General features: G+C 55.2%; 14 protein-coding genes. 6 read left to right on the top strand and 8 right to left on the bottom strand.

Features of this window, described 5'->3' with window-relative positions:
• Positions 1-1,535: DUF1553 domain-containing protein (locus B2R17_RS12380; RefSeq protein ID WP_286764234.1), on the top strand; the 1,535-nt coding region annotated here is incomplete at its 5' end.
• A gap of 108 nt (positions 1,536-1,643) precedes the next feature.
• Positions 1,644-3,083: a DUF1501 domain-containing protein gene (locus B2R17_RS12375; RefSeq protein ID WP_008666046.1), complete on the top strand. Its 1,440-nt coding sequence runs from the start codon at positions 1,644-1,646 to the stop codon at positions 3,081-3,083.
• A gap of 41 nt (positions 3,084-3,124) precedes the next feature.
• On the opposite strand, the gene B2R17_RS12370 is transcribed toward B2R17_RS12375, so the two are convergent.
• Positions 3,125-4,891: an FG-GAP repeat domain-containing protein gene (locus B2R17_RS12370; RefSeq protein ID WP_008666045.1), complete on the bottom strand. Its 1,767-nt coding sequence runs from the start codon at positions 4,889-4,891 to the stop codon at positions 3,125-3,127.
• A gap of 423 nt (positions 4,892-5,314) precedes the next feature.
• Here B2R17_RS12370 and B2R17_RS12365 point away from each other — a divergent pair, with 423 nt between their 5' ends.
• From B2R17_RS12365 to B2R17_RS12355, 3 genes are all read left to right on the top strand, one after another.
• On the top strand, positions 5,315-6,724 hold the full coding sequence (locus tag B2R17_RS12365) for a DUF1501 domain-containing protein (protein ID WP_286764233.1): 1,410 nt from the start codon (positions 5,315-5,317) through the stop codon (positions 6,722-6,724).
• A complete protein-coding gene (locus B2R17_RS12360; protein ID WP_286764232.1) occupies positions 6,724-8,658 on the top strand; it encodes a DUF1549 and DUF1553 domain-containing protein in 1,935 nt (644 codons plus the stop codon). The genes B2R17_RS12365 and B2R17_RS12360 overlap by 1 nt, the downstream gene beginning before the upstream one ends.
• A gap of 144 nt (positions 8,659-8,802) precedes the next feature.
• Positions 8,803-9,510, top strand: a complete 708-nt coding sequence (locus tag B2R17_RS12355; RefSeq protein ID WP_286764231.1) for a hypothetical protein — start codon at positions 8,803-8,805, stop codon at positions 9,508-9,510.
• Positions 9,511-9,580: 70 nt separating this feature from the next.
• On the opposite strand, the gene B2R17_RS12350 is transcribed toward B2R17_RS12355, so the two are convergent.
• Together B2R17_RS12350 and B2R17_RS12345 are read right to left on the bottom strand one after the other, a co-directional pair.
• On the bottom strand, positions 9,581-10,198 hold the full coding sequence (locus B2R17_RS12350; RefSeq protein WP_286764230.1) for an ANTAR domain-containing response regulator: 618 nt from the start codon (positions 10,196-10,198) through the stop codon (positions 9,581-9,583).
• Positions 10,195-10,671: an ANTAR domain-containing response regulator gene (locus B2R17_RS12345; protein WP_008666036.1), complete on the bottom strand. Its 477-nt coding sequence runs from the start codon at positions 10,669-10,671 to the stop codon at positions 10,195-10,197. Before B2R17_RS12345 ends, B2R17_RS12350 begins: the two co-directional genes overlap by 4 nt.
• A gap of 486 nt (positions 10,672-11,157) precedes the next feature.
• Between B2R17_RS12345 and B2R17_RS12340 the strand changes: the two genes are divergently transcribed.
• Positions 11,158-13,116 carry a PAS domain-containing hybrid sensor histidine kinase/response regulator gene (locus B2R17_RS12340; RefSeq protein ID WP_286764229.1) on the top strand — a complete coding sequence of 653 codons (1,959 nt, stop codon included), beginning with the start codon at positions 11,158-11,160 and terminating at the stop codon, positions 13,114-13,116.
• Between the two features lie 73 nt (positions 13,117-13,189).
• On the opposite strand, the gene B2R17_RS12335 is transcribed toward B2R17_RS12340, so the two are convergent.
• From B2R17_RS12335 to B2R17_RS12315, 5 genes are all read right to left on the bottom strand, one after another.
• Positions 13,190-13,720 carry an NUDIX domain-containing protein gene (locus B2R17_RS12335; protein WP_286764228.1) on the bottom strand — a complete coding sequence of 177 codons (531 nt, stop codon included), beginning with the start codon at positions 13,718-13,720 and terminating at the stop codon, positions 13,190-13,192.
• Between the two features lie 3 nt (positions 13,721-13,723).
• The gene (locus B2R17_RS12330; RefSeq protein ID WP_286764227.1) at positions 13,724-14,653 is read right to left on the bottom strand and encodes a metallophosphoesterase; all 930 of its coding nucleotides are present in this window, start codon (positions 14,651-14,653) and stop codon (positions 13,724-13,726) included.
• 174 nt (positions 14,654-14,827) lie between these two features.
• Positions 14,828-15,310, bottom strand: coding sequence for a hypothetical protein (locus B2R17_RS12325; protein ID WP_286764226.1), 483 nt, complete (start codon positions 15,308-15,310; stop codon positions 14,828-14,830).
• A 668-nt stretch (positions 15,311-15,978) separates the two neighbouring features.
• Positions 15,979-16,329, bottom strand: coding sequence for a DUF3750 domain-containing protein (locus B2R17_RS12320; RefSeq protein ID WP_286764225.1), 351 nt, complete (start codon positions 16,327-16,329; stop codon positions 15,979-15,981).
• 757 nt (positions 16,330-17,086) lie between these two features.
• Positions 17,087-17,557, bottom strand: a complete 471-nt coding sequence (locus tag B2R17_RS12315) for a hypothetical protein (RefSeq protein WP_286764224.1) — start codon at positions 17,555-17,557, stop codon at positions 17,087-17,089.
• Between the last annotated feature and the right edge of the window lie 84 nt (positions 17,558-17,641).

Here is a 17,641-nt window from a genome sequence, read left to right as displayed (position 1 = left end):
GCCAGGAAGCCGACCAAAACCGACCGCATGCCTATCACTACCGCGACTTTGTGGTTCAAGCCTTCAACGATGACATGCCCTACGAGCAATTCGTCCGTTGGCAAATCGCGGGCGACGAAATCGAACCGGACAATGACGCTGCCGTTTCAGCCACCGGCTTCCTGACCGCCGGCACGTCCTTCAAATTGCCTGATTCGTTTCTTGAAAGTGAGCGTCTCGCGAATCGCTACAACGAATTGGATGATGTGATTTCGACACTCGGGTCTGGGATGCTTGGGATCACGGTCGCCTGCGCTCGCTGCCACGATCACAAATACGATGCGTTCTCGGCGAAAGAGTACTACCAACTGCTGGGCGTCTTTCACAGCGGCGATCGCGTGTCGGACAAGTTGCCCAGTGGGAAAGACGGATTCTTTTTTCGCGACTTTGGCAAAGAACGTGAAACGACTTGGCTGTTCCGTCGCAGTGATTTCTACGACCGCGAAATTGAAGTCGACATCGGGTTCCCAGCCATGCTGTCATCCGGCGCCGACGCTCATGACTACTGGCAAAATGCCAAGGAAGCCTACGACGAAATCGGCGAACCCAAGAGCACCCTGCAGCGCCGTGCCCTGGCCGATTGGATCACCGACACAGAACGTGGCGGCGGAGCCTTGCTGGCTCGTGTCATCGTCAATCGAGTTTGGCACCATCACTTCGGCAAGGGGCTGGTGCAAACGACGGGTGACTTTGGCGTCAATGGCGACGCACCGTCACACCCTGAATTGCTTGAGTACCTGACCAACGCATTCGTCGAAAGTGGCTGGAGTCTCAAAACTCTGCACCGCGAAATTCTCGGCAGTGCCGTTTGGCAGCAAGCCAGCATGCGGGATGCGACTGACGAACGAGGTTTGGAAATCGACCTCGGCAATGAACTGTTGTGGAAGATGAATCCGCAGCGTCTCGAAGCGGAAGTGATGCGTGACGCGATGCTTGCCATCAGCGACACGCTCAACCTGCAAGCCGGCGGACCGGGTTACAAGCCCTACATCGCTCCGGAAGCCAACCTGGCCAGAAACATCCAAGGCGAAGGCTATCCCAAGAACGCGCCCGACGACGCCACGACCCGGCGACGAAGTGTCTACATGTTCCACAAACGTTTGATTCCTTATCCGATGTTTCAAGCGTTCGATCGGCCCGACCTGATGACCAGTTGTGCTCGAAGACAGAACACGACCGTGGCACCTCAAGCGATGGTGATTCTCAACGATCGCTTTGTCCGCACCGTGGCAAGAGACTTTGCAAACCGATTGATCGAAGAGCACCCCTGCGATTCGGGGTCCGATGCTTCAGAACTGAAGCCGGTCATTGCCGAAGCGTTTGAGATGTCCTTTGCGAGGTTGCCAACGGACGTCGAAGTCGAAGCTTCCATGCAATTCATCGAAGCACAAACGATCACGAGAACCGAACGAGAAGAGCAAGATCCTCGGATCGAAGCGTTGACTGATTTTTGCCAGTCGTTGTTCGGACTCAATGAATTCATCTACATCGATTGAATTTCAGGCCCCGTACGATGGGCTTCCAAGCCCGTCGAAACAACTCAACAACCGCCGGCAACCAACCGCATCATTCAGTAACTTACATTGAGTCAGAGGCGAACCAAAATGACCAATCATTCACAACTGTTTCCCTGCGGTCGCGTCGCGAACATGCTCAGCCGCCGCGAGTGGCTGAGCCGGGCGGGTGCCGGTGCAGGAATGATCGGCCTAGCCAATTTGATGTCCGAGCAAAATTTGTTGGCTGCACCACCGACGAACGACCTATCAGATCCAATCACTTCGCTGACACCGCGACCGGGCCATTTCCCCGCGAAAGTGAAGTCGGTCATTTGGTTGTTCATGGAGGGTGCGCCCAGCTCAGTCGACATGTTCGACCCCAAACCCGAACTCGACAAACGAGACGGCGACACAACCGACATTCAAGCGTTCTTTGGCAACCCGGGACCGCTGATGAAGTCGCCGTTTTCGTTCCAGCAATATGGCGAAAGCGGCCAGTGGGTTTGCGACAAATACACCCACGTGGCGAAACACGTCGACAAAATGGCGTTCATCAAATCGTGCTACAGCGAATCCAACGACCACGTTCCCGCGATTTACCAAATCAACAGCGGGCTGCCACGTCCGGGATTCCCCACCGCGGGAGCTTGGGTGACGTATGGACTGGGCAGTGAAAACCAAAACCTTCCCGGCTACGTCGTGATGGGCAACACACAAGGTGCCAAAGGCGGACCTCACAACTGGGGCGCAGGCTTTCTTCCATCAACCTTTCAAGGCACGCTCTTCCGTTCCCAAGGTGCACCGGTTCTCAACCTCAACCGACAACCTCAAATCACCAAACAAGACCAAGTCGCACAGCTCGACTTGATGGCGAAGCTGAACGACGAACACATGCGGCGGCACACGCGAGATGCCGAGTTCGCCAACCGAATGCAATCATTCGAATTGGCCTTTCGAATGCAGAAAGAAGCCACCGAGGTCGTCGATCTTTCGCGAGAAACGAAAGCGACGCAGCAGCTTTACGGAATCGACAATCCCAGGTCCAAATCGTTTGGGTCGAAGTGCTTGATGGCACGACGGCTTGTTGAGAGCGGCGTTCGGTTCGTGCAGGTCTACAGTGACGGCGAGTGGGACGCGCACGACAATCTAGAAGAAAACCACACCCATCACTGCGCCGCGACGGACGTGCCCGTCGCTGGTCTGCTTTCCGATTTGGAACAACGCGGGTTGCTCGATTCGACCCTCGTGATCTGGGGCGGCGAGTTCGGCCGCATGCCGATCTCGCAAAATGGCAAGGGACGTGACCACAATCCCAAAGGCTTCATGCAGTGGATGGCGGGAGCCGGAATCAAAGGTGGCGTCAGCTACGGCGAAACCGATGAGATCGGATACGAGGCCGTTGAGAATCCCGTCAGCGTGAACGATCTGCACGCCACGATCCTGCACCTGCTCGGTCTGGATCACGAGCGACTCACGTACTTCCACAACGGTCGCAGCTACCGACTGACAGACGTCGCCGGCAAAGTCATCCAGGAGATTCTCGCCTGAGCAACTGTCCCTGACGGACACGCCACAATTGCCGCCTTCATTCAGTCAGCTTCGCCAGCGGGGACAATGCGAAGGTAATCCAAAGCGAACATATACGCTCTTTTGGCATTTGGATTGGATCCCACCACTTGAACCTCCAGTGAATGTTGTTTGCCCTCGACGGTGATCTTCGGGAACGACAGAACTCCGGTTGTCACCACGCTGTTGCTGTACAAATCAATCGGCGGACCGAGCGGTTGATCATCGAGCGTCAACTGCACGATGCCGTAGTCGCCCGCACACGTGAGCACCACTTCCACATCGACCGTGCCGGTGAACTCCGGCAATGGAAGCGTCAACTTGTCGGCCGGTTTGGCACCGGTCCACCAAAGCTGCGATTGGTTGCTCCACTGATCCTCGTTAAAACGTGACATGTCCTGAGGTTTCGCGTAACCGGCGGTCGCTTTGCCCGTCAGCGTTTCGCCTTCGATCGCACCGGGCACCTTCCCCGTCTCGCGATCAATTTTCGCCTTCGGGCCGCGCAACGCCTCCGCATCCTTCACTTGAGGCAGCTTTGGACCGGTGTAGACCTTTGGTTGTGCCGCTTGAAACTCTGACTCACTGACCGACTTCACCCGATGCGTCAAAACGTGAGCCCCCAGCATTCCACCGACAACGATGTCGGGAAGTTTGTCGTCATTGATGTCCACGATGGAAATCTGCCGACCAATGCCGGCTCCACCATCAGCTTTGTAGGGCACCCAATCCACACCATCGCTGCTGCGATTCAGTTTGAACCAATACACAACCGCGCCCGCGTCCCACTGAGGACTCTGGCGGTGATGCGACCAATAGGTTTTTCCGGTGACGATGTCTTTCAACCCATCGCCATCCATGTCGGCTAGCGCTACCGAATGCAACTCACTGAACACGACGCCGTATTTATTCTCGGAAGGATGCTCCCCCATGATCAAATGATGCTTGAACTGAGGCTCGTTTCCGTCGCCAGGCATCTGTTCATACCACGCCAAACCGAAATCATGGGCACGATGGCTGGTGATGATGTCGTTGTCACCGTCGCCGTCGACATCGTAAACATACATTTCAGCGCCGCCGTATCCTTCGCTCAGGGAAACCTCGTGATGGAACCATCGCGAAGACAATGCTCCCGTCATCGGTTGCTCGAACCAACCCTTTGAATGAATCAAGTCTTGGCGTCCATCTCCGTTGACGTCCCCAATCCCCAACCCGTGCCCAAACTTTTTGGATACGATCTGTTCGGAGATCGGGTGAAAATCCCATGCGTTCAACGGATGTTCCCAATCGACCGTGGCAAATCCGAAGAAGCCATCCCGGGTGCAGATCAACTCAGGTTTCTCATCACCAACGATGTCCAACAATTGCGGGGACTCATTGGAAACCCAGTCGAACACTTGGTGTTTTGGCCAATGTTGATCCAATCCGCTTTCACCGGGATTTTCATAGACATAGGCGGGTGTCCCCGGGAATCCCACGACAAAGACATCGTTGCGACCGTCTCCGTTGAAGTCATACAACCAACTGAAAAAGTTGTCCGCATACCGATCCATGTTTTGTGGAACAGGCGGGTAGATTTCATGCTTCGTTGAATAGGCCGGTCCTTCGAACCAGTACGGACCATAGACAATGTCCGCCACGCCATCTCCGTTGACGTCCGCCGCGTTCGCACCTTCGGAGAAATATGTGCCGGTCAGTTGTTTTCGTTCAAAGGAATGAACGACATGCTCGTCGCCCTTTGCCATCACAGGCATGGCGATGCTGGCCAACAAAAGAATTCGAGACACAATCATATTGAGAGACCTTGGAGTGGGATTTGTCCCGCACATGGACGTGCCGGGACGGAGGGACGAAGTCCGATCTCAAAGATTCAAATGAAACGCGAGCAATTCAAAAACGGTCGGACTTTCGGTCGACACATGATCGCATAAAACCAACCTCGCCGCTGAGCTGATACCAAAGACAACCTGCAATCCGGCCCAATAAAATCCGCTTGCTCGATTCGGTGAAATATCACCTCCCAGCGTTCATCATGCGTTGCACCAACGGGCTTGGTGAGCAGCGTCACAAACCGCCGTCACGTCTTTTCGTCGCAACGGCTTCGCACGTTCGTTATAGTGAGTCCAACCAGATTCAGGACGACAGACTCAGCACGACATTGCTCCGTCGGAAACCCCAAAACTTCCACCGAGCCCTCCCAACTGATCCACGCGGCCATGAAGATCCCCACCTTGAATCAGATCCCATCGCAATCCCGGCGAAGTTTCCTCGCCAATGCGGGCGGTGGAATGGGAATGCTAGCCTGTGCCTCACTGACGCAAGCCAACTCGGGTGCAGGCGTTCATCAGCCGCATTTCGCCCCGCGTGCCAAACGAGTAATTTGGCTTTTCATGCACGGCGGCCCCAGTCACGTGGATCTGTTTGATCCCAAACCCGCACTGACCAAGTACAGTGGCCAGCCGTTGCCGGAAAGTTTTGGCAACGTGATGACGCGTCGCAACGTCAAGAAGAATCCGTTACTGGCTCCCATCCGCAGCTTTCGTCCTCGAGGCCAATCAGGTTTGGAGATCAGTGATTTCCTTCCACACATGTCCGAACACGCCGACGACCTTTGTGTGATCCGGTCCATGCACGGCGACAGCGTGAACCATCCGCAGTCCGTTTATCAAATGAACACGGGCAGCATCTTGATGGGCAATCCCAGCGTCGGCAGTTGGGTCGCTTACGGATTGGGATCTGAAAACCAGAACATGCCCGCATTTGTCGTGTTGCCCGATCCGGGCGGAGGACTCAAGGGCGGACCGCCGGCGTGGGGAAACGGCTATCTGCCTGCGTCTTACCAAGGCGTCACCATGCGTCCGGGGAAATCACCGATCCTTGATTTGCAACCTCAGCCGGGCGTCACCGATAAACAACAGCGGCTCGATCTTTCCCTGATTCAAAAGCTGAACCAAAGACATCTCGAACAACGCGAATTTGACGATCGATTGACCGCTCGCGTGAAGGCCTACGAGTTGGCGTTCCGAATGCAATCTGAAGCACCTGAGTTGGTCGATATTCAAAAGGAGACTCAGCAAACCAAACAGATGTACGGCATTGACCAAAAAGAAACACGCGAATTTGGAGAGCGTTGTTTGTTGGCCCGTCGGATGCTCGAAAGCGGTGTGCGTTTTGTTCAGTTGTATTCTGGCGACACGAATGGCTGGGACGCTCATGCGAACGTTGAAAAGAACCACACCGAGTATTGCAGGCGAACCGATAAACCCATCGCTGGCCTGTTGCAAGATCTCAAGCAACGCGGGCTGATGGAGGACACGTTGGTCATCTGGGGCGGCGAATTCGGACGCATGCCCATGAGCGAACAAGGAAAGGGCCGCGACCACAACCCTTGGGGCTACAGCGTCTGGCTCGCGGGTGCCGGAATTCGCGGTGGTCGTGCGTTCGGCGCAACGGATGAAATCGGGCTGCGAGCGGTCACGGACAAAGTTTCCGTCAACAATTTCCATGCGACGCTTCTGTATCTGTTGGGAATGGATCACTACGACCTGACGTACTTTCACAACGGATTGGACAAACGTTTGACCGGTCCGGATGAAGCGGAAGCCGTCGAAGGGATCCTCGGTTGATGTCTACTTCACAAAGAAAGTTGTGGTCAGTCACAAACGCGAGTTGCCTGAATGCGTTGACCGTCCTGTGTGCCTTTGTCATCGGCACGTCGAACCTTCCGAGCATCGTCACGGCCGACGACAATGCCGCTGACTATGTCGAGTTGCCCATCGACGAATACGATCGTGAGCACTGGGCGTTCTTACCCATCGAACAAGTCAAAGTGCCGCAGCCTTCCAATGCTGGTTGGCGTCAAAATGCAATCGACGATTTCGTCCAATTCGAACTGGATCGACGCGGGTTGCAGCCACAACCCGAAGCTTCCCGTCGAACTTTGATTCGGCGATTGAGCTTCGACCTGACCGGATTGCCACCGACGCCAACTCAGATCGCCGAGTTCGAATCGGACAAACGAACCGATGCTTATGAGCGACTGGTCGATCGTTTGCTCGACTCGCCTCGATACGGCGAACGATGGGCGCAGCACTGGCTCGACTTGGCTCGTTTCGCTGAAACGGACGGCTTCGAGCATGACAAGCTCCGACCCAACGCGTGGAAGTATCGCGATTGGGTCATCGCCGCTCTCAATGATGACATGCCCTATGACCAATTCATTCGACTTCAAATTGCTGGCGACGAAACGGATCCGGACGACGACTCCGCTTTGACGGCAACGCGGTTTTGCCTTTCAGGACCGGACATGCCGGACATCAACCTGATCGATGAACGTCGGCACACTGTCTTGAACGAATTGACGTCGACCATCGGCGAGGTGTTTCTCGGCTTGCAAGTCGGTTGTGCCCAATGCCACGATCACAAGTACGATCCGATCAGCCAAGCGGACTTCTATCGACTGCGTGCCATCTTTGAACCATCTGTTCCCCTCAAGAAGAACCGTTCACTTTCCACGCTAAGCGAATCGTTTCCATCGGCACACTCCAGCCACCTGATGCTGCGTGGGGACTTCCGCAGTCCAGGTCCTGAACTCAGCCCCGGTGCGATCCGAGTCGTTTCATCGAAAACGCATGCTTATTCGCCGAAACCATCGGACAAATCGGCGGGACTTCGAACGGCCTTGGCAGATTGGTTGGTTGCTGCCGAGAACCCATTGACCGCGCGGGTTATGGTCAACCGCGTGTGGCAACATCATTTCGGTGCGGGGCTATCCAGCACGCCCAGTGATTTTGGTGTGATGGGTTCCGAGCCCAGCCATCCGGAACTGCTGGACTGGCTCGCGTCCTCATTCGTCAAGCAAGGATGGAGTCTCAAGTCTTTGCATCGAATGATTGTGACGTCGGCCACCTATCGTCAACGAAGCCGACTCGACAAGAATGCAACCGACTCCGAAAGAGATGCCTGGGCGGAGGCATTGAAAGCTGACCCGCATGCCCAACTGTTTTCCCGCTATCCACGTTGGCGGCTCGAGGGCGAAGCGATTCGCGATGCGATGCTGGTTGCCTCGGGACAAATCAACTGGAAGTCTGGCGGTCCAGGTGTTCGCCCACCGCTTCCCAAAGAGCTGGTCGGAACCTTGCTCGTCAACCAATGGAACGTCACGGAAGATCGCTCCGAGCATGATCGGCGCAGCATCTACGTCTTTGCTCGCCGCAACCTGCGTTACCCAATCTTTGAAGTCTTCGATCGTCCCAGCGCGAACACCAGCTGTTCCCGCCGAGACATTTCAACGACCGCACCACAATCGCTGCACCTTTTGAATTCGCAGTTCTCACTGAATTTGGCTCGATCAATGGCCGAGTCGATCGCCAAGGACCATCCTACTGATGCACAACGCATTGATGCGATCTTCCTTCGCTCCTTCAGTCGGCTCCCGACACCCGAGGAACGGATCGATGTCCAGGACTTTCTGAATGCGAGCCCGTCGACCAACGCGGAGAAACTGGCCCACCTTTGCTTGGCTCTTTTCAACAGCAACGAGTTCGTCACCGTCGACTGATTTCGGCCCGAGCATCCCGCTGAATCAGAGTGTCCACACGGTTCAAAATTTCTTCGCGAATCGCCTTCATTTTCGCGAAGTGACCGCGAGTTGTCGGGCTCATGATTAGGAGCAACCCGCCCGAACCAACGCCGGAAACAACTCATGAATGGTCAATCCTCTTCCCAGCCAATCCCACTTTGGATCAAACTCGCTTTCACCGCTTTCGTCGCGGTTCTCACACCGTACTACTGGCGAGAGTATGGACCGACCAACTTTCTTTATTTCTGCGACGTCGCGTTGTTTTTAGCTGTCGCCGCGGTGTGGACGCAACGTCCTCTCTTTGCGTCGATGGCAGCTGTTGGGATCACGATTCCGCAACTGCTTTGGCAAGTCGACTTCGTGGGGCAACTGATTGGGATGCCCGTCACGGGAATGACCGACTACATGTTTGACCCGGGCATCTCATTGTTCGCACGTGGCCTGTCCTTCTTTCACTTTTGGTTGCCAATCCTGCTGATCTATCTGGTGTGGCGACTCGGTTACGACCGGCGAGCACTGTTTGCCTGGACGGGTACCGCGTGGCTGTTGCTCTTGATCTGCTATTTCGTGATGCCACCAGCCGGCGCCACGTTGGACTTCCCGAACCAGCCCCACAACATCAACTACGTCTACGGAATGGATGACGCTCAGCCCCAACAATGGATGCCACCAACAGCTTGGCTCACAATGCTATTCGTCGGCCTACCAGCACTGCTCTACTATCCAACTCACTTGGTGCTGAAAACGTTCCTTCCGAATCATTCACCAAGCAAGTCTGAAACGACAACAGCGGAACCAAGTCCCAAAGCGGTTCTCTCAAACGTGTCTTGAGCACGGGTAGCCGAGTCGCACTGGCAAACGGCGTCAGCGAATGTTCACGCCGCCCGAAGTCATCCCGAGATCAATGTTTTGGTTTCGGAACTTCCGAAAAAAGATCACCCGTCGCACAAACGTGCTTCGCGAGATCAATGAGCTTCTGACGGCTTCGAGTGGCTGTGCTCTGCAAAAGCCGATGAGCATCCGATTCGCCAAGATCACGAACCTGCATCACGATTCCCTTTGCCCGTTCAATGATCCGTCGATGCTCCAATTTCTCCTCCAGCTCGGCGACCTGGCGACGCAAGTCCTCGAAGTGTTTGAATCGTCGCTCAGCAAGAAAGATAGCTGGCTGCAAACTTTCCGTCGTCAGCGGTTCAACCAAGTAAGCCATCACGTGGTCTTCCAAAGCTCGTTCCACTTTGTCGAGATCATCACTTCGGGCGACGATGATCGCAGGAACCGGACGCTTTTCGCCGATTCGAATCAACGCCTCAATGCCGTCCATGTCAGACAACCGTGGTGCCGCGACAATGACATTCGGCGGACAGTGCACCGAGTGCTCGATCAGGCACTTGCCTGATTCTGTGACGACGGGAACCGTGTGCCCGAGTGCTTCGAGCATTGTCGACATGACACGACGCGAGCATTCGTCGCCGTGTGCCAAATAAATCGTCCTCGATCGGCCAATGTCTTCATTCATGGCGAAGCTTCTTCACTTTCGTCGTCAATGGGTTCATCGTCATTGTGTCCGAGCGTTTCTTTCAGTTCAGAAATCCGTTGCTTCATCAGCTTGGATTGATCAAACCGGCGTCGAGCCAGGTAGATCGCGGTACGAAGATCCCGGTCGTTGACCGGTTGAACCAGGACGCCCATGACTTGGTCCGCCATCAACCGATGAGACCGATCAATGTCCTGGTGCTCCAGAACCGCAACGGCTGGGCACACATTCAGCTCGCTCAGCTCATTCAACAAGCGGAAGCAATCGTCTTCCTGAAATCGCGTTCCCACCACCGCGATGTCGGGCGGGTTCTCTTGGCATCGCCGAATCATGACCGCGGGTGACGGCGTTGAAAGTTCAACCTGATGCGTGAGCAATTCCAAGTTGGCTTGCAACACCTTCCGCTGCCCGTCGTCCCCGCTCGCCAAATAGATTTTCAAGTTGCTGTCTTTCATTCTCAAAACGGATCCGCCGGCGGCAGTCTGTGGAACGTGTCACCTCGTTGCTCAGACGCAAGTATCGTGCCGCCGTCGTTTCGGATGCGGAAGCGATGTCGCTGCATTCAAGCTCGACGACGAACGATGTTTGCAGACTGATCGCTGACGGTACGACTTGCTCGCTTTCGTGCCGCAACCAAGCCAACCGCCATCGTCCGCGATGGAATCAATTCGGCTGATGTAGCAGTTTTCGCAGCGTTTCTCGCATTGCATTCCTGGAACGCTCAATCGACACTATGCGTGACACGATCCGAATCAGATCGAAGCAGCGTTCCGCGGTAGAACGCGTGGATCGAGCGGCCCCATCTTTGCTTCCATGCTAAGTCCTTCCGTGCCAAGACAACGGTCCGTATCAACAGCGTGACGCTGGCTTCCATCCTCTCCGTGGATCGACATCTCCTTTTTCGATTCAGTTCCTCCCGAGCGACCAACCGGACCAGATCCTTGAGACGTCAGAGCACGACAGAAGAGCGTTTGCGACTCGCCGTGTCGGTGGCTGAATTCGGGATCATCGAGATTGACTACCTGAGCGGTCGAGCGGTGGCGGACGAGAAAGCCGCGGTGCTGTTTGGTTTGCCAGCCAACCAAGAAGTCACCCGAGAGGAAGTGCACCGGCGGTTTCATCCCGATGATGTTTTCGACATCGAACAGAAGGTGAAAGCATCCCTCGAACCCGATGGCACTGGCGAATTCGCAACCCAACACCGAGTGGTTCATACCAAAGGAGAGATTCGATGGGTGAGTATTCGGAAACGAATTTTCTTTGACGAGGTCGATGGAAAACGCGTGCCCGTCTCAGGCATGGTCGCCGCCATCGACATCACGGAACAAAAAGAAACGGAACACAACATCCGCACGGGTGAGACCCGCCTGAAGCTTGCCGCCGAAGTGACCGGCTTCGGCACCTACGATTTGGACATCCGCAGTTCGGACTGCGTTTGGTCCGACGAAATCTATCGCATCTTCGGAATCGAAATCGGAGAAACATTCCCACGAACCGCGATGTTCGATCGAGTGCACCCGGAAGACCGTGCTCGATACCGCCAACTGTTTTTGTCGTTGTCTGGCAAAGACGTCAAGCACAGCTTCAAGTTGGAACATCGGATCGTGCGTGCTGATGGCGAGGTTCGTTGGATCGTCAATTCGGGGCTGCTTTTGTTCGACGAGCGGCACCCCGGATCCATTCCCGAGCGAGTGATCGGGACGATGCAAGACATCACCGATCGAAAACTCTTCGAGCAATCGCTGCAGGACGCACGAGACGCAGCCGAAGCCGCAAACCGATCCCGCGGCGAGTTTCTCGCAAACATGTCGCACGAAATCCGCACTCCGATGGCCGCCATCCTGGGTCACGCGGACATTCTTCGCGACCATCTGCAGGACCCGGACAACTTGCAAGTCGTTGACACCATTCGTCGCAATGGCAATTTCTTGTTGGGCATCATCAACGACATTTTGGACTTGTCCAAGATCGACGCAGGCAAACTCGAGGTCGCCAAACGACCGGTTCGTCCAGATGCAATTGTTGCAGAGGTTCGATCGTTGATGGACGTTCGTGCTGCGGAAAAAAAGCTGCCGCTAAAGATCGAGTTTGACGGACCGGTTCCCGAGATCATCCACACTGATGCAATTCGAATTCGACAGATCCTGGTGAACTTGGTCGGAAACGCGATCAAATTCACCGATGAGGGCGTCGTTCGCCTGACGGTTCGATTCGACGAAGAAGACAGCCGACTTCAATTTCATGTGATCGACACCGGAATTGGTATCCCGTCCGACGAAATCGACAAACTGTTCGATCCTTTTGTGCAAGTCGACAACACCTCGACGCGTTCGTTCGGCGGCACAGGATTGGGACTGGCTATCTGTCACCGACTCGCGCACGCTTTGAACGGGCAAGTCGACGTGGAGAGTCAGTACGGGGTCGGAAGCCGGTTCACGTTGTCGGTCAAGGTCGACCCTCACGTTCAGCTGGTCAATCCGAACCTCGCCCTTTCGGTATCAGCCGATGTTCCTCACGGTGAAATCAAACTCGACGCAAAAGTATTGGTGGTCGATGACCGACGAGACATCCGCTATTTGGCCCAACACTTCATTGAGCGTGCCGGCGGCGAAGTGGTGACAGCGACCAACGGAAAAGAAGCGGTCGAATTCATGGCAACCAGTGACGCTGAGGATGTTGATTTGATCGTGATGGACATGCAGATGCCCATCATGGATGGCTACGACGCGACCAGCGAACTGCGAAAACGCGGCTTCGAGCTTCCCATCATCGCATTGACCGCGAACGCCATGAACAGCGACCGTGACGTCTGCCTCAGCGTCGGATGCACGGACTACACCACCAAACCGCTGGACAGCAGATTGCTGATACGAATGATCGACCGTTTGCTGACGGCATAGCTTTCTACGCTCGCTTCACGAAGCTCTCGCCGGATCTCTCTGGCCGCAACGCGTCAGCCCCCGGCTCCCGTTCTCAAAGCTCCATCCCCACCAGCTTCGCGAACAACACTCGCATCAATTCGCGTTTGCGGTCTGAGTTACCATCCACGCGGTCGCGAATTTGATCGAGCGTCATCCACTCGTGCCCCGAAACCTCGGCAGGATTGTGTGTGATCGGCGTGTCTTCGGCGACTTTGCTCAGCGATCCATAGTACGCCTTGCCCTGCATAGGCCGAATCGAAAACTCAACGTCGCGACTGCCTTGCCGCTCCGGGATTGCTTTGCGTCCCAACCAAACCGAACGCCGAAAATGCATCTGCTTTCGACTGACGCCGAGCTCGACGTCCAAGCATTGCGACGTCGCCTCTTCGACCGACACGTTCGGCGGGATGCCTTCTTGCGGTGGCATCCAAGCTCCACGACCAGCGGCGGGTTGGACAAACAGAAACGCGTCCCGTTCGAGCGACTGGATCAAACAAATCACCACCGGTCGGTACCCCAGCAACCGCTCGCGTGTCGGACGGTCATACGCCAGCTTCCCGGCCACCTTGATCCAATCCAACATCGGTCACTCCTTTCCAACCCAATGAAACTTCTGTGCTGACAACGCGGTTTCGCCATCCCAGCGATACGCCACTAACTTGCCATTCTTCGCCACGCTGTAATCGGTGCAAGCCACATTGACCGCCAACGCAACCGGTGTTCCCGTCAACCAATAATGCCCCACCAACACGGGCGGAGCATCGGCCGGATAACCAACCAATCCTTCTACTGCGGATGGATGAATCGCCAAATCGGGGACGTCGTCGGATCCGAAATGATAGCCACGGTATGTCCGCCCCGCAGGCTGCTCGTACCACTTCACCCGAACCGTGTCTCGCACATGCCCAGATTTGTCGACGATTTCGTGCCCAGCCGGCAACTTCAGTTCCGGTCCCTTCAGCACATCTTCGACGGCTTTGTACAACTCACTTGGCGTTCTCGTGGCCTCCGCCAAAAACTCAGGTGTGAACCGACCGAACGTATCCAGCGACCGATTGATCTCGTCAATTCCGTCCTCCATCCAAGCCGCATGCACCACGCGGACACCGTCCAGTTCCACCGCCACGGGTAGCGTTCGAAACCAAGCGATCGCATCGGCCAATTCTCGCGTCGACAACTGATCCAAAGTGGCTTGGTGCTGCTTGCGATTCTTCTCCGAATGTTCACGAAACCACTGGTTCGCGGAACCTGGCACAGCGGTATGAAACGCGATCGCATTGAACTCGTGGTTGCCCATCACCAAACGAGCGTCACCGGCATCAAGCATTGAACGAGCGATCCGGATCACCTCAGCGATCGCGGGCCCACGATCGATCAAGTCTCCCACGAAAATCGCCATCCGATCCGCATGTCGAAGCCCTTGACCGTGTCGCTGGTACCCCAACTCCAACAGCAACTCAACCAGTTCCTCCGCATGCCCGTGGATGTCACCAATGATGTCGTAGTACGAAGGCAAAATCTGTCATCCTGATTGCTGCGTGGCCCGGTTTCAATCCGAAGCCATCATAGCAATCAACCACGACTTGCTGGGGACGACTCAGTCAGACAGAACGCCAAGAGCGTCAACTGCCAAACGGGCATCACCGACATTTGAATTCGTCGCGTAAGTACTCTGGATCGTCCGCCGACTCTATTTCTTTCCGTGCGGAATCACTGGCGTCCTGAGAGTAAAGCCGGCACCTCGAACTATGAATGCACTGGACTCCGAAGATCCGACTTTCTGCAGCACATCGACAAAGTAGATATCGCCCTTCTTCGTCACGATGGTCAACCGAGCAAACTCGACTTCCTCGGCAAGACGGCTCCATTTTTCAAACGGTCCGGCACGGCGATAAAGGTCGTCAAACAGTTTGGATGCGATTTCTCGCAAACTCGACTCAGATCGTTCGCGTGCATCGCCACCAAGCCTCAGCTTGGTTTTCTGTTCCCTCAAAATTGCATGAGCAACCGAGTTGGCCGGAATCGCTTCTGCCACACACATTCCAATCCACGCATTCGCCTGAGACATGGTCTTGTAGTCAAATTGTTCGACCTCGCTTTCAGGAAGATCAACGGCAAACGCGTGAGACATCAGGCACGCAGCGATCAAAAACGCAAGAGAGAGTCGTGTCATTTCTGTGCCTTTCGACGAACGGATCTGTTGCAGGAATTCGTTGCTCGCATCCGGCTAAGCAGCTCGGCGGGAAGGATCGAGCACAACCTTGTCAGCGGTCTGGGTGTTGGCCCCGGTTGTACGTGGGAGCCGTGGCGTTTTCCAAAACAGGTCAGATGCCAAAAGGCTCCTGCTTAGCTCAATCCACCTTCGATGATAGTCCTTTAAGAATTGCCCGATTTTCGAATGACGGTCGAGTCTTGAGTGGAAAGGATAGCAACGCTGAATCATAACCGCGCTCCAGTCCAGGTTGGAAGCTTTGTTGGGGTCAGACAAATACCGGCACGCCATGACCGGTCCGGAAGACGTGACATAGAGAGGAATCAAAGCCAATACAAAGAAGCAGACCCGCCATTTGCTTTTCCATGAAGAAGCCAACAACACGTACGCAACCATCGGGATGACCGATACCGCGAAAACGCCCAGATATTGGTCCCAAGTCGCCAAGCAGAATGCGAGTGCTGACAGTACCACCAGTGAGAAAAGCCTACGAATCGTCATTCTGATGAATCGCTCCAGTTGGACAAAGCCGCTAGCCACCCTGGTTATTCTCGACTGTGAACCGGGCAATGCCGAACATAGGCTCGCCCGATTCCACGCCAGCCGAGTTTATAAATATCAGCGAGCGCCTATTGTACGAATGTGTTGCTATTGGGGCCAGGAAAAACACGGTAGGTATCAATCCACGGATAGTTCGAAGGCGCCTCTTCGATGCGCTGAGCCAGTTCGCACGCATCAGTGCCGGTCCACCGGTGAAGCATGCGCCCAGGACCGTTACCAACGCCTGATGTCAGCCGAAGCAAGTCACAATGCAAATGCCCCCAAGAAACCTCGGACTCGCCAGGAGTCTGCCAAACCTCCCAACGGTTCGCAGTTCCCAGTCGAGCAACGATGAGCCAGTGGTGCTCGGCAATACACGCGAACCCCGGTATCCGAGCGGCCCAAAGGTCGACTGCGATTTGCGGTTCCAAATCAATCATGAGTCAGCCGGAGAACAGTTCCCGCCTCCCGTCCCATCCAAGATTTGCTTTGGTTCCCCGTCTACTCGCCAAAACGAATCAATCACGGCTGGTTGCAATGCAACGGCAAAGGAGACAAGGGCGAGAAAGGTACCGATTGGCCACAGCAAGGACTGTATCGCGAAAACCAAAATGCAAAACCAATAACCTCGTCGATGGTACATGCAAACGGCTGACCCCAGAGACAAAAGCGAGAGGCTCACAAGCGAAAACATTGACCACCAAACGAAGGTCGCGAACTGGTTCCATCCCAACGACGCTGGACTAAAAAAGGTCGTAAATGCTCTTAGCTGCACCTGCGCACTGGTGAAGAACCAGACCGATGCAGTCGCCATCACCACTGCAGTAAAGCCCTGGAGTACGCAAATGACTCGCGTCTGTACAAACGAGGTATCACACTTCGTTCCCCTATTCATGTCAGAGGCTTCCGGTGAAGCTGACGACGAGCCCCTTCGAACTGGAGCAGGCTGCTTCAGTTCGTGATCGTCAGCGGAACTCCCACGCGGAACTCGGCAAGTCCAACAAATCCGGAATTCATCGTCGGTCTTTCCATTGCAATGCGGGCAAGTCCACATGGTATCAACGTGTCCGGATGCGCGAGTGAGTTTCAAACAAAGGTGTCACCGGTGAATGGGCTGTTGATTTGACCAGCCGAAACGCGTTCACGTTCGGTTCATATTTGGCAACCGTCAGCGAACGTCCATGGCAATCACGATGCTCAACTTCGCTGGGGACGTCCCCAGCGTTCTTCGGCTTCGTAGGCGTCGACCGGGAAGGAAGGATCGTTGGCGACTCCAGTCCAAAAGTCAGTGTAGGTGAGTGGGGTGTGCAATACAAAGTCGTCGGGAAGGTAATCTTTCCGGGGATACATTTCATCGTGGAAGAGAAAGCACATCCGATGAGTGTTCAGGTCGATCGCGATCGGATCGCCATTCAAGCCACCCCCAACGGTGAGGTATCGTCGTTGAAACCAAGGCCGATACAGATCTTCATTGTTGAGGTCGCGGAGCTGATTCACCGGAGCGATGAAATGATTCTGCAATGGCATCCACTCGTCATACGCAGTCGCGGTGAGAGAACGAACGATCCACTCCGGGACGTCATTTTCAGAAAGAAAATGAACCGCCGACTCATCCACACTCACCGGGCGTGCGGCCGGGTTGTTTGCAGCAATGAGTTCAGCGATCACGAGGTGCTCATTCAGAGGGGCAAGGGACGGATTCCAGGGCGGCGACCACCGACGAGCTATGATCCCGCATTATTCACCAAGAAC

It is taken from the genome of Rhodopirellula sp. UBA1907 (genome assembly GCF_002337565.1).
GTDB lineage: Bacteria > Planctomycetota > Planctomycetia > Pirellulales > Pirellulaceae > Rhodopirellula > Rhodopirellula europaea.
The sequence above is the reverse complement of the archived record's forward strand: the minus strand, read 5'-3'. Positions and strand labels throughout refer to the sequence as shown.